11 protein-coding genes are annotated in these 16,127 nt (G+C 52.4%); 5 read left to right on the top strand and 6 right to left on the bottom strand.

What is annotated here, in order from left to right; genetic code table 11:
- Positions 1 to 34: 34 nt before the first annotated feature.
- From LZ463_RS25565 to LZ463_RS25545, 5 genes are all read right to left on the bottom strand, one after another.
- Positions 35 to 3,667, bottom strand: coding sequence for a leucine-rich repeat domain-containing protein (locus tag LZ463_RS25565; protein ID WP_489686154.1), 3,633 nt, complete (start codon positions 3,665 to 3,667; stop codon positions 35 to 37).
- A gap of 231 nt (positions 3,668 to 3,898) precedes the next feature.
- Positions 3,899 to 4,126: a hypothetical protein gene (locus tag LZ463_RS25560; protein WP_241459143.1), complete on the bottom strand. Its 228-nt coding sequence runs from the start codon at positions 4,124 to 4,126 to the stop codon at positions 3,899 to 3,901.
- Positions 4,101 to 5,930, bottom strand: a complete 1,830-nt coding sequence (gene ftsH, locus LZ463_RS25555) for an ATP-dependent zinc metalloprotease FtsH (RefSeq protein ID WP_241459142.1) — start codon at positions 5,928 to 5,930, stop codon at positions 4,101 to 4,103. Before ftsH ends, LZ463_RS25560 begins: the two co-directional genes overlap by 26 nt.
- Positions 5,923 to 6,144, bottom strand: coding sequence for a hypothetical protein (locus tag LZ463_RS25550; protein ID WP_241459141.1), 222 nt, complete (start codon positions 6,142 to 6,144; stop codon positions 5,923 to 5,925). Before LZ463_RS25550 ends, ftsH begins: the two co-directional genes overlap by 8 nt.
- 43 nt (positions 6,145 to 6,187) lie before the next feature.
- On the bottom strand, positions 6,188 to 6,847 hold the full coding sequence (locus tag LZ463_RS25545) for a BON domain-containing protein (protein WP_241459140.1): 660 nt from the start codon (positions 6,845 to 6,847) through the stop codon (positions 6,188 to 6,190).
- Between the two features lie 498 nt (positions 6,848 to 7,345).
- On the opposite strand from LZ463_RS25545, the gene LZ463_RS25540 reads away from it, so the two are divergent.
- Positions 7,346 to 8,005 carry a polysaccharide deacetylase family protein gene (locus tag LZ463_RS25540; protein WP_241459139.1) on the top strand — a complete coding sequence of 220 codons (660 nt, stop codon included), beginning with the start codon at positions 7,346 to 7,348 and terminating at the stop codon, positions 8,003 to 8,005.
- Positions 8,002 to 9,279: a putative glycoside hydrolase gene (locus tag LZ463_RS25535; RefSeq protein WP_241459138.1), complete on the top strand. Its 1,278-nt coding sequence runs from the start codon at positions 8,002 to 8,004 to the stop codon at positions 9,277 to 9,279. The genes LZ463_RS25540 and LZ463_RS25535 overlap by 4 nt, the downstream gene beginning before the upstream one ends.
- A gap of 41 nt (positions 9,280 to 9,320) precedes the next feature.
- Here the strand turns inward: LZ463_RS25535 and LZ463_RS25530 are convergent, their stop codons facing one another.
- Entirely contained in the window at positions 9,321 to 11,372 is a 2,052-nt protein-coding gene (locus tag LZ463_RS25530) for a sensor domain-containing protein (protein ID WP_241459137.1), read from the bottom strand.
- Between the two features lie 905 nt (positions 11,373 to 12,277).
- Between LZ463_RS25530 and LZ463_RS25525 the strand changes: the two genes are divergently transcribed.
- The 3 genes from LZ463_RS25525 (at position 12,278) to LZ463_RS25515 (ending at position 16,095) form a co-directional block, all read left to right on the top strand.
- On the top strand, positions 12,278 to 13,651 hold the full coding sequence (locus LZ463_RS25525; protein WP_241459136.1) for a hypothetical protein: 1,374 nt from the start codon (positions 12,278 to 12,280) through the stop codon (positions 13,649 to 13,651).
- The gene (locus LZ463_RS25520; RefSeq protein ID WP_241459135.1) at positions 13,617 to 14,063 is read left to right on the top strand and encodes a type 2 periplasmic-binding domain-containing protein; all 447 of its coding nucleotides are present in this window, start codon (positions 13,617 to 13,619) and stop codon (positions 14,061 to 14,063) included. Before LZ463_RS25525 ends, LZ463_RS25520 begins: the two co-directional genes overlap by 35 nt.
- A gap of 88 nt (positions 14,064 to 14,151) precedes the next feature.
- Positions 14,152 to 16,095: a methyl-accepting chemotaxis protein gene (locus tag LZ463_RS25515; protein WP_241459134.1), complete on the top strand. Its 1,944-nt coding sequence runs from the start codon at positions 14,152 to 14,154 to the stop codon at positions 16,093 to 16,095.
- Positions 16,096 to 16,127 lie beyond the last annotated feature (32 nt).

The raw sequence follows: 16,127 nt of genomic DNA, 5'->3' as shown, positions 1-16,127 counted from the left end.
AGCAAGGTCATCCTGAGGCTCAATGATGCGGTTTTTACTTCAAGCCATGTTTAACTAATTCCTCAAAATTGTTGGGCAATAAGGTATCGGCTACCAAGGACAGAATATCGCCGATGTGGCTATAAAAATCCTGCATGCGCTTGTAGTTTTTAAAGTCTTCTGCACCCAACAAATCAGCGCCATGTTCTTTGATGAATTGATCAATGCTGGTGAATTCCTTTTTCCAGTGGGCGGCCCAGCGCAAGCGTGCATGGGGACTGAAAATATCCGCATCTGGCAGGCGATACACACGCACACGTGATAAAAACAGGGCGTCTTTTCCCTGGCAATTGCGCCAGATCTGGAAAAGTTCATACATGCAGTTGGGGGATTTTAAATATTTTTCTGACAAAATAACAAAGATGCGCTCTTGTTCGGCCAGTCGTTGCATAAAAGGGGTAATCCGGTCACCAATACCCAAAGTCGTTTTATCTCGCAAAATGGTGACGCCGTTTGCTTTGGCAGCTTCGCAGAGTCGGTCGACGGTGGTGCTGCTGTCATCTGTCCAGGCGTAAGAAACACCGTACTGCAAGGTAGTGACAGGTTCGGCAGAAAACTCCAGAGGCGTTGGAGGTATTGCAGGCTGAGCGCTTGGTTCATGTTTCATTTGTATTGTCCAATCACGGGTTTCACGTTCAAGTTGAGTTTTCAATGCAGCCAGCAATTGTTCGGCTTTTGGGCCCTGTGTGCTGATACGGATGTCGCCATGCCATGTCTTGACGCGTTGATCTGTTATATGTTCTATCAAGGCGCGGCTGCGTGTATTTTTTTCATACACACATGCGCCGCCTTGCCAATACAAACCGTTAATGCCTGCCAGGCTGCCAATTTTCGCCAACAAACTGCGGAGCAAACCAGGTTGATGCACGGAATAATGTACTTGTACATGAAGGCAAGGCGCGTCGTTATCCCATTTTTCTTTCAATTCATCCATGACCCCATCTTTGCCTGGAAGCAGGTCGGGGGCGATGTATTCTGTTTCAATATCATTTTCTTCATCGCCTTGAATATGAACAAAAGCGACGCCACAACTCTGCATCATGCTGAGAAATAATTCCTGTTCTTCCTGACTGTAATGTGACCAGACCAGGCTGGCCAACAGTGCGCGATTAAAGCGCCCACGCAAACGCCGCAGATGTGGCCAGCATTTTTCTCTATCGAACACGGCATAAATCGCATCCAGTGCCCAGCCCTGGTCGAGAATGATTTGTTGGTCAAACAAATTGGCCTGGTAGAACACGATGCCGGCATGGTGTAAATAATTGAGCAAGGCAGCCGGGTCATGTACGTCACCACCGCCTTCTGCACAAAGTGCGCCGAATTCAGTTTGGGTGATCAGCCGGTGCTGCTTTTTTGCATCAGGCAAGAGATTATCGGCGCCGCGCCATGCGCACAAGGCCTGTTGCACGCGTAAGCGCCCAAGACCTATCGTGGCGGGGTGTTGCGTCAGCAACCAGGCATGCGCATCGGCCAATGCCTCATCCAGGGAGGCACGGCCCCGGTTATTTAAACTACTGTATTGCACTGTCTTGCACCATGAAAAATCATCCAGCACGCCAGTCGGCAAGGGGAGCTGCCGCACTTCGTCCTGCGGCTGTTCACAACGCGTTTGCACGATTAACAGCGGGCAGCCCAGGCCAGCGGTATGGCGTACATAGTCTATCCAGTATTCCAGAGGATGATTACGAAATGGTACGCCATTGATCTCGTGCGACTCCGCTTGTTCTGAAACAGGTGACCATATCAGCACAAACACGGCCCGCGTGCGCATGAAAAGCGCATGCGTACTGTGGTAAATGTCTTGCCCGCCAAAATCCCAGATATGCCACTCCCTCCCAGTCTCGACATTGACTTGTGAATGAACCTGTATACCGTGGGTGGTAGGGACGGTTTCATCGAAGGGCAAACCGCGTAAACGTTGACATATCTGTGTTTTGCCCACAGTCCCGTTGCCAAGCAAGATTAATTTAACGCTGGAAGCTGCTACTGAGCCGGCACCCAGGTCTAGTAAATGGGCGCGCAAGTTTGGAAGACAATTTTCGTAGGAATTAGAAGATAAAACTTCGGGTGGAATCTGATCCAAGTGGGTTTGATATGTAGTTAGATATTTGAATACTTTTCCCCAAATAAGGGAAGGGTTCCAAATGTGAATATTGCATCCAGATATAGTCAGGCTCTTTAGCTGACGCAGATTATTCAATGGGGTCAGATCTGACACAGAGGTAGAGGAGCAATCCAGGGATTGCAGAGAGCGTAGTTGCGTCAGCGGGGTCAGGTCTGACACTGGGGTATCGGAACAATATAAGGATTGCAGCGTGCTCAGTTGCGCCAGCGGGGTCAGGTCTGACACTCGGGTAGAAGAACAAACCAAGGATTGCAGATTTCTCAGTTGCGCCAGCGGGATCAGGTCTGACACTTGGGTAGAGTAGCAATTTAAGGATTGCAGATTGCTCAGTTGTGCCAGCGAGGTCAGATCTGACACTTGGGTATAGGAACAATTCAAGGATTGCAGAGAGCGCAGTTGTGCCAGCGGGGTCAGGTCTGACACTTGGGTACCCCAACAGTCCAAGGATTGCAGAGTGCTCAGTTGCACCAGCGGGGTTAGGTCTGATACTTGGGTATGACAACAATTCAAGGATTGCAGAGAGTGCAGTTGCGCCAACGGGGTCAGGCTTGACACTTGGGTATAGGAACAATTCAAGGATTGCAGAGAGCGTAATTGCGCCAGTGGGGTTGGATCTGACACTTGGGTATCAGAACAATCCAAGGATTGCAGTGTGTTCAGTTGCGCCAGCGGGGTCAGGTCTGACACTTGGGTCTCGGAACAAACCACGGATTGCAGTGTGTTCAGTCGCGCCAGAGGGATCAGGTCTGACACTTGGGTTCGGGAAAAAACCAAGGATTGCAGTGTGTTCAGTTGCGCCAGAGGGTTCAGATCCGATACTTGGGTGCTGTTACAACTCAACGATTGCAGAGTGCGTAGTTGCGCCAGTGGAGTCAGGTTTGACACTTGGGTATAGGAACAATCCAAGGATTGCAGTGTGCGTAGTTGCGCCAGTGTGGCCAGGTCTGACACTTGGGTGTCGGAACAATCCAAGGATTGCAGAGTGCTCAGTTGCGCCAGCGGGGTCAGGTCTGACACTGGGGTACGAGAACAGTCCAAGGATTGCAGCGTGTGTAGTTGCGCCAGCGGGGTCAGGTCTGATACTTCGGTAAAGGAACAATGCAAGGATTGCAGCGTGTTCAGTTGCGCCAGCGGGGTCAGGTCTGACACTGGGGTACGAGAACAGTCCAAGGATTGCAGCGTGTGTAGTTGCGCCAGCGGGGTCAGGTCTGATACTGGGGTGCGAGAACAATCCAAGGATTGCAGTGTGTTCAGTTGTGCCAACGGGGCCAGGTCAACGATTGATGTATCGAAAATGCTAAACACACGCAAGTGCTGCAACTGCGAAAGCGCAGGCGGTAAAACATGGAGAGACCGTAAACTGTTAAGATCTAATTCACCCGTCTGCGCCAGAATTTCACGCTGTATTCGTGCATTTGCCTCTACAAGGCACTCTTCTGACGTTGCTGTTGTCCACGATTCAGGTTGCCTGTCTGTATCTGCTAATGCATCTCTTTGCGTCATCGCCGCTCATCCCAGTTAAAGCCCCATTAGTTGAGTAATGATTATCACATTATTCACGAGAAATAACTTCTCTGGGAGGGCGACTTGTCGTTATTTCACATTGATTACGCCAGAGATAAGCAGTGGTGATGCGCATACTTGCGGTGGCGGCGCAAAGCGGGGCCAGACTTTCGCTACGCAAGACACGGCCTGCCACTTCATGACCGGGATAAGGTGTTCAGTGCTGTTTTTTCATTCGTCATTGATGACAGGCAGGTCTGTGCGGCACATGCCGCATGCGGGCACTTCCGGCAAGACATCCTGATCTGCGGGTTCAGGTAGGGGAATGTCGCACCAGATCAATTCTTGCGCGGGTTTTGCCAGGGGCGTCGTCCGTATGGGGTTGCCTTCCCTGTTGAGCTGGTGTCCGTGTTCACAAGTGCAGGTGAAACAGTCATGATGAACCTGCATCGATGACAAGATCGTGCGCCAGCGTGTGAATCGCTGCTTCGTCCAGCGTCTCTTTTTGCAGCAGCAGCCTGGCGCCGCGATCGAGCACTTCACGATTGGTGCTGAGGATGGCATACGCACGGTGATAGGCATCCATGACGATGGTGCGTATCGCCGCATCGATACGTCTTAATACATCTTCAGACGCATTGATATTGCCTGACGTTGTTGCGCCAGACGTATCCAGCATTGATCTTTGCTCAAGATCAAATGCCACATAGCCGAGGTCTTCATCCATGCCGTAACTGGTGACCATATGCCTTGCAAGGTCAGATGCTTTTACCAAGTCGTCGGCAGCACCGGTCGAGAGCACGCCAAGCATCAGTTTTTCTGCCGCGCGTCCGGCCAGCAGTACGGCGATTTTTTCTTCGAGCTCATGTTTGCTTGACAAATGGCGGTCTTCGCTAGGTCTTTGTATTGTGTATCCCAGCGCACCAAAGCCACGTGGAATGATGGAGACCTTGTGTACCGGGTCGACATGTTTCAGTGCCAGCGCCACCAGGACATGCCCCATTTCGTGGCAGGCAACGGTTTCCCGCTCTCTGGTGCTCATCAACCGCGTCTTGTGCTCAAGGCCGGCGACGATGCGCTCAACAGCACTGGTAAAGTTTGCCTCTGTTACCTGTTCGGCCCGCTGGCGCGTGGCAACCAGTGTCGCTTCATTGACCAGGTTGGCCAGGTCAGCGCCACTGAAACCGGGTGTCAGGCCAGCAATGGTGTCAAGATCGACCGCCGGGTCCAGCTTGATCTTGGCCACATGCACCTTGAGGATGGCGATCCTGCCCTGGCGGTCAGGCCGGTCCACCAGTACCTGGCGATCAAAGCGGCCAGCGCGCAGCAAGGCCGGGTCCAGGATTTCGGGGCGATTGGTGGCGGAAAGGATGATGAGCCCGCCAGAAGAATCAAAACCATCCATTTCAGACAGCAACTGATTGAGGGTTTGCTCTTTCTCGTCATGGCCGCCTAAAGGGGACATCGCTCCGCGTGCACGGCCCAGCGCATCGAGTTCATCAATGAAAATAATGGCTGGCGCGTGCGTGCGCGCCTGTTCAAAAAGGTCACGTACCCGCGCCGCACCGACACCGACAAACATTTCGACAAATTCACTGCCCGAGATGGAAAAGAAGGGCACGCCTGCCTCACCGGCAACGGCCTTGGCCAGTAGTGTCTTGCCCGTGCCGGGCGGGCCGACCAGCAAGACGCCTTTGGGGATGTGTGCGCCAAGACGGCCATACTCTTGCGGACGCTTGAGGAAATCAACCACTTCTTCGAGTTCGGATTTGGCTTCGTCTACCCCGGCAACATCGGCGAAGGTGACCCCGGTGTTGGTTTGAATATAGACTTTGGCATTGCTTTTACCTATCGACAGAAAACCGCCCATGCCCTGTTTTTCTGCAAAATTGCGGAACAGAAAAAACCACAGGGCAAATATCAGCAAAAAGGGAGCAAGCCCCACAACAAGATCGTGCAAAAAAGTGTTTTCGATGATGCGGGTGTAGGGCACATCGAATTTATCAAGCCTTGCAGCCAGTGCCGGGTCGACTATGGTAGCCACCATGACGGTCTTGGCGCCATCGGGCGTCTTTAGCTTGCCGGTGATGGTGTTGCCGGCAATGGTCACTTCACTGAACAGGTGATTACCGATGGATTTTTCAAATTCGCTGTAAGAAACGACCTGTGCCTGGTTTGCGCTTTGCCAGACATCTTGAATATAGACAAACAGGATCAGCGCAAGAAACCAGTACAGCAAATTCCATGTATGCTTTTTATTCAATTTGTTCCCCTGATCCGGACACGATGCGAACAAGCAAGGGGCGATGAACAGATACGCCCCAAAATGAAGCCAATAATGAAGCCAATAATGAAACCAACAATGAAGCCAATAATGAAACCAATAATGAAACCAGCGAGAAAGCCAGCCACTGCCCCGGCGTAAAAGTGACAGGCGCAAACAGTACAGCGCCTGGCTGGGAGATCGCCAGGCGCATACAGCCTTTGCCGTATAAGGAAGATCCGGGAGATCAGGGGCGATCAGGCCTGGGGTTCCACCGTCAGTTTGTCTACCACCCTGGTTACGCCAGGCGACGACCAGGTTGTGCCAACTGCGGCTGCCTTCTCGGCTGAAGAATGCAGTTTGCCCGTCAAAGTAACAACGCTGCCATTCACACTGACGTCGATATGTCTGGCTTCGCGTGCTGCCTGTCTGGTCAGTGCTTTCTGTATTCTGCCGGCCAGGTCCTCAGGGACAGGGATGGGCTTGAGCACGATATGATTGATCAGGCCAACGACCCCTTTCAAGGGCAGTATCATTCTTTCAAGCGATTGACGTTCACTGTCCCAGTTCAATTCACCTTCCAGGTTGACCCATCCATTTTCGACAAACACCTTGATCTTTTCCTTCGACACCAGCGTGCTCCATTCGATGGCTTGCTCAATGGCTGCTGCGATTTCGGTATCGCTACGCTGATGTGTGCCGGCTGGCACCACTTTCATTTCCAGCGCGACGGCTTTCACGCCAGCGACGCGGGCAACGGCATGCTCAGCGGCAACCTTTTCCGCATAAGTGGCAAGATGCCCGGTCAGGGTCACCACGCCGTTGCTGACTGCCACACCCACTTTGCCTTCTGGCACCAGGGGGTCCCAGAGAAATTCTTCCAGGATGTCGCTTTGCAATTCAGAATCTGTTTTCATGACGGGCACTCTCCATGGTTTCGCAGTGCTAGCAGGATCAAATAGACACACACTGGAGTCCAGCATAGGCGCTGCAAGCGGACTGGTGTTGACGGATATCAAAGTTACCTGTCCACTGGCTTGCCAGAAGAATGGCATCGCACAGGCGAACTTGCCGGCTTTGATGCAGGACAAACGATCGCTTTCTGATCTGGCTACAGTGCAATGATCCGGGCCAAAAACAGGATGATTTTCAACACCAGTCTTTGCCGCCAGCTCGTAGCGGAAGGGATTGATTTTCCTTCACCAGAGAACTAGAGTTAAAACATGATTCTTTTCCGGCCCAGTTGTTTTTTTATCTGCAAGCCTTACCTGCTACATCGATACGGCTTGCACGGGTGTGGATTGCTTTTTTTCTTTTGCGTCTGTCTTTTCTGCATTCCGGTCTTTGCTGCGGCCAATGCCAATGTCTATTCCATTCTGGTTTATCACCGTTTCGGCGCTGCTGTCACGGACGAGATGACGGTCCGCACGTCTGTCTTTACTGCACAGATCAGCCGGTTGCGGCAGGAAGGCTACCATTTTGTCTCGCTGACGGCGCTGATAGAGGGCGCATCCGGAAAAACAGCGCTGCCGGACAAGGCGCTGGCCATTACCGTCGACGACGGCCATCGTTCGGTTTATACAGAATTGCTGCCGGTGATCCTGCGTGAACGCTTGCCAGTCACCTTATTCATTTATCCATCCGCCATCTCAAACGCCAGCTACGCCTTGAGCTGGGAACAACTGCGCGAGATCATGGGCACCGGTTTGGTGGACGTGCATTCCCACACTTACTGGCATCCCAATTTTCGCCAGGAGCGCGCCCGTCTGTCGCCAGAAAAATACAGGGAATTTGTGCGCATGCAGCTCAAAAAGCCGCGCGCCGTACTCAAAGAAAAACTCGGCGTTGAAGCACGATCCCTGGCGTGGCCTTACGGTATACACGACGCGGAACTGGAGCAGGCGGCGACGTCAGCAGGTTATGAGGCCGCCTTCGCACTGGAAAACCGCAGTTTCATCAATACAGAGGCGCTGATGGCCATGCCCCGCTATCTGATCGTTGACCGCAATGGCGCCGACGGCTTGATACGTTTGCTGCAACATGGTGAGCACGATGCAAGAGGAGAACGGCCATGACAATACACAGACGATTCCTGCCTCACTTGCTGATACTGATCGCCCTGAACCTGCCTGCAGCCGCAGCACTGGCGCTTGACGGCGTAGTGCTCGACGCCACCAGCAAACAGCCGCTGGCAGGCGCGCTGGTGACGGTGGATGGAAAAGTAGTGGTGACCGATAAAAACGGGCGCTACAGCTTCCCAGGCTTTGTCGGGACAGTCGCCGCCCGCGCCATAGGCTATGGGCGCAGCGAGTTGAAAGTGGCTGCAAATACCGCCGAAGCGCCGCCACTACGTTTGACACCCATACGACCAAAGGCGCTTTATTTGTCCATTTTTGGCATAGGCGACCACCAGTTGCGGGAAGCGGCGCTGGACATCCTGGATGGAACCGAAATCAATGCCCTGGTGATTGATGTCAAGGGGGACCGTGGCTGGATACCCTATCCAAGCAAGGTGAGCACGGCAGACAGCATAGGCGCACGGCGGACCACAACAGTGCGTGATATGCCAGCAATGTTGGCCACACTGAAAGAGCGCGGCATCTACCTGATTGCACGCATCGTGGTCTTCAAGGATGATCCGCTGGCGACTGCCCATCCTGAATGGGCAGTTAAGACCGCGCAAGGCAGCCTGTTCCGTGACAGGGAAGGGCTCGCCTGGATAGACGCTTCCCATACAGCAGCATGGACGTATGCCCTGGACATTGCCGCTGAAGCAGCCGGGTTGGGATTCGATGAAATCCAGTTCGACTATATCCGTTTTCCTGACAGTGCTGATGCACGTTTTTCAGCAGCGGATACCGAGCAAAAGCGGGTGGAGGCGATAACAGGATTTCTGGCGGCGGCAAAAAAGCGGCTGGCGCCCTACAATGTATTTGTCGCGGCTGATATTTTTGGCTATGTCGCCTGGAACACCAATGACACGGCCATCGGCCAGCAGCTGGAAAGCCTGCTGGAAGAAGCAGATTACCTCTCCCCCATGCTTTACCCATCCGGGTTCCATCTTGGCATTCCCGGATACACAAACGCCGTCAAGCACCCCTATGAAATTGTCAACCTGACGCTGCAACATGCGGTCAGCCGCAGTGGCGTTTCCCCACTGCGCTTTCGCCCCTGGCTGCAGGCATTTCGCGATTACGCCTTCGATCATAAGGACTTCACGGGAGTCGAAATAAAGCAGCAAATTGACGCCGCAGAAAAAATCGGCAGCGATGGCTGGATGCTATGGAACCCCCGCAATAATTACAGCAAAGAGGGCCTGAAAAAGAATGACGAACCTGGCAAACAATAGCCGCGTACAGAACCACGATGCCTGACGCAGACATCGTTTTTTCAAATCACCAGTTTTTCAAACTGCCGGGCAGGTACAGGTTGAGAAATCAGATAGCCCTGGACAAAATCACAACCTGCGGCGACCAGCAGGTCACGCTGTGCCGTGGTCTCGACCCCTTCGGCAATCACTGCCAGGCCCAGCTTGTGCGCCATCACGATGATGGCCTCGCACAAGGTCAGATCGTTGGCGTCGACGTCGATATTGCTGACAAATACCCGGTCTATCTTGATGTAGTCAATGTCGAACTTCTTCAAATACGCCAGGGAGGAATAGCCTGTACCAAAATCATCGAGCGCAACATGCACACCGGCGTCGCGAAAGCGCAATAATTTATCAGCCACACCTTCGGTCGCATCGAGCAATAATCCTTCGGTAATTTCGATGACGATGCTGTTTGCCGGTAATCCAGAAGCCGCCAGATGTTCCAGCCAGGCTTCGGTAAAATCGTGCTCGTGACGGAACTGGACTGGTGACACGTTAACGCTGATTTTGAATGGGGGAAGGTGCATCGACCGTAATCGCTTTACCTGTTCAACTGCTTGCCTGAATACCCATTCACCAATCTCCACGATCATTCCGCTGGTTTCTGCCAGGGGGATGAACTCGGCAGGACTGATCATGCCAAACACGGGATGATGCCAGCGTAGCAGCGCCTCGGCCTTGTGTATTGCGCCTGTGGCCAGCTCAACGATGGGCTGGTAATACACTTGAAATTCGCCAGCCTTGAGTGCGTCGCGCAAATCATTGTTCAGTCGCATGCGTGACTGAACTGCTTCCTGCAGGGCGCCGGTAAACAGGCAATAGCGGTTGCGCCCGGCGTTCTTTGCTGCATACATTGCCTGGTCGGCATGCCTGAGCAGATCTCCCGCATTGTGACCGTCGCCCGGATACTGCGCTATACCGATGCTGGCAGAAATGTAGGCCCTTTCTATGCCCAATTGAAACACCTGTACGAGCTTGTCAATAATGGCCTGGGCAACAGCGGTGACGTGCGCATTATCGTGATTGTCTGATAAAACGACGGTAAATTCGTCGCCGCCCAATCTGGCGATCGTCGCCGGCTCATGCACGCATGCGGCAATACGGCGGGCGACTTCGACGAGGAGAGTGTCGCCCTTGGCGTGCCCCAGTGCGTCATTGATTTCCTTGAACTGATCCAGGTCAATCAGTAACAGCGTCAGGCACCTGCCAGACTCTTTTGCCAGCGCAATTTGCTCGCGCAACTGGTTGATGAACATGTGGCGGTTCGGCAACCCGGTCAGGGAATCAATATTGGCCTGTTTCCAGATCAGGTCGTCCTGCCTTTTTTTCTCGGTAATATCGGAAAGTAGCGCCACCCTTTGCGCGACCTTGCCAGCCTCGTCATAGACCGTGTTGATCGCCAGGCGCAATGCGATCGCTGTGCCGTTCTTGTCTTTGTCCCATAACTCACCGTCCCAGTGGCCCGATGTATTAAGTGCCTGCCACATTGTCTGGTAAAACCCGGCTGACTGACGACCTGATTGTAGAAGATTGGGGTTTTTACCACGCACTTCTTCTACACGATATCCTGTAAGCTGCGTAAATGCCTCGTTGATTGCCAGGATTTTATTCTCTGCATCCGTCACCATCATCGCATCAGAGCTGTGCTGATAAACAAGTGACGCAATTCTCAATGCCTCTTCAGCACGCTTGCGCTCGGTGACTTCGACGAGGGAAAACACCAGGTATTCAATGTCGCCATTGGCATCGAGCACCGGTACCAGTGTCCAGTCCCAATAGGTTATGCCGCGCTCAGGCTGGTCAATGAATTCAAATGCACGGGTAAAAGTGACGAAAGGCTGCTTGGTACGTACAACCTCGTCAAAAATCAGCTTGGTGTCTGAAGGGAAGAGCTCGAAGTGATTACGTCCCTCAAAATCGGCTATCTTGAGCCGGCATGCATCGGCATAGGCTTGATTGACGCGGATGAAGTTATAGTCACGGTCCAGAATGACAAGGCAACTGACACTGTGATTGAAGAAAGTCTCAGCGAGTTTTAATTGTCTGATGGTTTCAGAATCTGCTGCCATTTCAGGGGTCCTTAAAAATTGACATGCAGTTTTTTGATCACAGAACACTCACTTCCATAAAATAATAGTAATAAAATCTTGCCGGGTCAATCCTGCATTTTTCTGCATATGCCTTTTTGGGGAAAACTTCAGACAGAGTGCAGTTCTGTAAGGGGGAAGCGACTATTGCTTACCCGCCTGCGTGTGTAAGACGAATTGGAGAGTGCGCCAAGCTGCAAGCTTTTTTGGGGAAGGTGGGCGCAAGTTCCAGGAAGCGGGGGCTGTCATCAAGCACGCAGAGGGGCGTTGTGCAGCCTTCGCTGCTGGCTATTTTGGCCCTGCCATTGCCCGCAAGTCTTTGCGATGCCTGTCACGCACTCACACACAATGAATTGAATTCACCTTGCCTGATCCTAAGCAGGATGTCTCTCAACATAAACGGTAGCGCATATGTAAAAGCGTCAAACCATTGATGTGCATTCCGGCGATCTGGCCCGTCAGCGTGACGGCCTGGTCGACCTGGGCCACGCATGTCGACTGCCCTGCACTTGACGCGCTGATCCGGGCGACGTCTTGCCACTTGCTGACTCGTCCATGTCAGATCAGCTGCGTGTTGCAAGTGTTGTATATCAACCATATTGCCTGGCGGGAATTTTTGGGGACGAGGACTGAACATCTGCATTATGCAAGCTCACGCAGCCTTGATTTCAGACTGTTGTTGCGTGCTGTCAATTTTTTGCAAACGATTGTAATTTTGTTGTCATGTATCAATTTTTATCTATACTTATTTTGCTCCGATCAACAAACTAGGCAGCAATGTGTCAGTTGTTGAGCGCAAGTGATGTTGTGCTTTATTTAATAACTTGGCTTGCTAATACTGATTTGTATCCTAAAATACCTTAAGTTTTATACAACAGGAGGAGACTATGCCTATTCAACGTCTGGTAAGAAGCAAGCCCCTGCAAATAGCGGTTGCCGTGTCGCTGCTCTTTTCTTTGCCAGCTTCTGCTGCGCAGTCGGACAAAGAAAGAATTGCAGAACTGGAGAAAAAGCTGGAACGCAGCCTGGCCGTCATCGACAAGTTAAGTCAGCGCGTGGATCAGCTCGAAGCGCAAAAGGCCATTGTCGCCAAAGTGTCAGAAAGTGATGCAGAAACCCGGGCCAAAATGAGCGAGTCAGTCAAGCAGGCGACTGAAGTCAGTCAGCAGCAGGTGGCCCGCATAGACCAGCTGGAAAAAAACCTGGTGCAGGTATCTGAGCTGAGTGCAAAAAAACGGGAACTGGGTTTGCCCTTGCACGGCTTTGCTGATGTTGGTTATGTGCACTCTTCCAAAGTGATAGACGGTAGAAAATCCGGTTTCGCGCTTGGCAATCTTGATTTTTATCTGACGCCTGAATTTGGCGACAGAATCAAGTCTCTGTTTGAACTGACCTTTGAGTTTAATGAAAAAGGCGATGCCGTTGGCACTGATCTTGAGCGTCTGCAAATTGGCTATACCTTCAACGATGCGCTGACCCTGTGGGCAGGTCGCGTGCATACACCTTATGGTTACTGGAACACGGCATTCCACCATGGTGCGCAATTACAGCCTTCTATTTCGCGACCTAAAATGATCGCCTTTGAGGACCAGGGCGGGATACTGCCTGCACACTCGGTTGGTCTGATGGCGAGCGGTGCGACCAAGCTGCAGGGTGGCCGTCTTGAATATGACGTTGTTCTGGCGAACGGCAGCCGCATTGTTGGCGAGCCGGGTGAGCAAATACTTGACTATAACGCGGGCAAGGACGACAACTCCAATAAAGGGTTTGGTGGCAATGTGCGCTATCGGTTTTCAGGTAACCTCGATGGCTTGACCGTCGGCGCTCATGCCTTGACACAGCAGATCAACCAGGAAGGAACGGAGAATAAGACCGAACTGAACATGCTCGGTGGCTTCGTTGTGTTTGATAATGATGACTGGGAACTCATCGGCGAGTACTACAAGTTCAGGAACAAGGATTTATCTGGCAATACCGGCACCCACAACAGCTGGACTGGTTTCCTGCATGCGGGATACCGGTTTAACGACCTGATACAGCCCTATGCAAGGCTGGAAAAAGCGAGTCTTGATCAGAGCGATAATTATTTTGCCGCGCTCAAGAGCGGACGCTCCTACAACCGCCAGATTCTTGGCTTGCGCTACAACCTCTCGCCGATCTCTGCATTGAAATTTGAATTGGGCCAGACCAACGAGAAACAAGTCAATGGCGCCGACTTTAAATACAATGAAACCCGCGTCCAGTTCGCCGTACGCTTCTAAGGAGATGAAAATGACTGTTCTCAAGTTCACCTTAGGTGTGGCTGCTGCTCTGGCGTTTGCAATGCCATGCTGTGCCGCAGATGTCTTTGTGATTGCGAATAAGGGCCTTGGTATTGCCGGGGCGGACATCAGGGATGTTTTTGTCGGCGACAAGCAGGTCGATGGCGGTACAAAAATAGTACCGATCGATAACACGGCGGCACAAAAAGATTTTCTGGAAAAAGTGATCAAGGTAGATGCATCAAAATATGCGTCAATCTGGGCTAAAAAAGGGTTTCGGGACGGATTGAACCCGCCTGCGGTCAAGTCTGGCGACGCAGAGGTGATTGCCACCGTCAAATCAACTCCGGGCGCAATAGGGTATGTCGGCAATAAACCGCCTGAGGATGTGAAACTGATACAGAAGTACTGATGACAACAGCACCCCCTGACGTCTGACAGGACGATCGCAGGGGGTGTCGTCTTACCGATATCGGCCTTGACTTTTTACTGACTATACAATGAAAAATCCCCCGTCTAGCCAACCCTGGTTTTTACGCCCTGGTGTCAATTTATTTCGCAACCTCTTGTTCAGGACGAAGTCTATCCTGATTTCTGTTACGTTTCTTATACCCATCTGCGTGCTGGGTTATTCTTTTGTGCAGTCGAAGCAGGAGGGAATCACCATCACGCAAAAAGAACTGGAAGGGCTTGACTATACCAGGCAGTTATTGCCGGCAGTGAAACTGGGTAGGCAGTACCGCCGCTTTACCATGCAGGAGCAAAGTGAAGGCACTGCGCCGCCAGAATTCAAAGAGGTCAAAGCCAAGCTCGAAGCGCAGTTCGCCGTCTTGCAGGAGGGGGATAAAAAGTGGGGCGCCAGGTTTAGAACGACAGATGATCTGCAAGCCGCGCTGGCAGCCTATAAGGCAGCGGCGCCCGCCAGTGAGGGATTGTTCAAGGTCTTTGCAACCCATACAAAATTCAACAGCCTGATGGGCAAGATGATCTCAGAAGTGGCCGACGGCAGTGGCCTGACCCTGGACCCAGACATAGACACGTACTATTTGATGGATGCAAGCGTCAATACGATGCCTGCCCTGCTCGAAGCGACAGCCAAAATGCGGGTGCTGGCGGCATCTGTTTCCAGATCGGGCAAGGATGTTGAAGTGGCGGCGCAAGAACTGTCGCAAGAAGAAGGTCTGATTGATTATCTTGAAGGCATTGTCCAGGCAGACCTGGCCAAGGTCATTGGTGAACACCCCGAATTGAAAGACAAGCTCAATATCGATGAGGCATTAAAGGATATCAAGAAGCTGCGCGACGTCGCCAGTGATGACGTCGGCAAAGGCGGGCCCGAAGCAGCAAAAAAAATTGAAGCCCTCGGCGCAAAAGTTGTCAATTCGCTCGAAGCCGTCCAAAGTACAGCCGTTGGTCAACTCGACCAGCTTCTGCAGCAAAGGATCGCCCGCTTGAAGACAGAGCTGTATGCGGGTCTTGGCGTGGTGGCATTTTTTATCCTGGTTGCTTTCTACATGTTTGTGTGCTTTTACCGCGCCATGAACTCGGGGCTATACCATGTGGGCGCACATATGCGTTCCATGGCTGGCGGTGATTTATCGATCAGGCTCACACCAAAAGGCGCCGACGAGACCACGGACCTGATGCGGACCATGATGGATATGCAGGCGGCGATAGGGACGATTGTTGGTTTGATGCGCAACAGCGCCGGGCAAATCGAAGCCAGCAGCACAGAGGTTTCCCAGGGGGCTGCAGACATGGAAGAGCGCACTGGGGTGACCTTGCAAAGACTGCAGATGACAGCCTCTTCCATGGTCGAAATTTCGTCCACTGTTCAATCAACTGCGGACAATGCAAAAGAAGCGACCAGGCTCGCCAAGGAAAACGCCAGTCTGGCTACCAAGGGCGGCGCAGTCATCAAAGAGATGATGACGACGATGGAAGATATCCGTCATTCATCGCATCGCATTGGCGACATTATCAGTGTGATCGACGGTATTGCTTTCCAGACCAATATTCTGGCGCTCAATGCTGCTGTCGAAGCCGCACGGGCAGGCGAGGCGGGTCGTGGTTTTGCAGTGGTGGCGTCTGAGGTACGTTCACTGGCGCACCGCTCTGCCGAAGCAGCCAAAGAAATCAAGCAGCTGATCGGTGAGAGTGTGGACAAAGTAGAGGCAGGTAACACCACGGTGCAACATGCAGGCGCCACCATGGAGCAGATCGTGCAGTCGGCTGAAGGTATCAGTCACTTGCTGGGTGATATCAGCGCCGGATCGCATGAACAATCACTGGGCGTGAAAGAAGTGGAACGTGCCGTACAAGAACTGGATGGCATGACGCAAGAAAATGCCGCCCTGATAGAGCAGACTACTGCCAACGCAGAAACCTTGCGCGATCTGGCGGTAGAACTGGTCGAGGAGGTTCAGCGGTTTACATTGAGTTAAAACCATTCTGGGAATTTGTTGACGCGTTGATG

The sequence above is a fragment of the Undibacterium paludis genome (assembly GCF_022568815.1).
In the GTDB taxonomy this organism is placed as follows: Bacteria; Pseudomonadota; Gammaproteobacteria; order Burkholderiales; family Burkholderiaceae_D; genus Undibacterium.
This window is presented reverse-complemented; position numbering and strand designations above follow the sequence as displayed.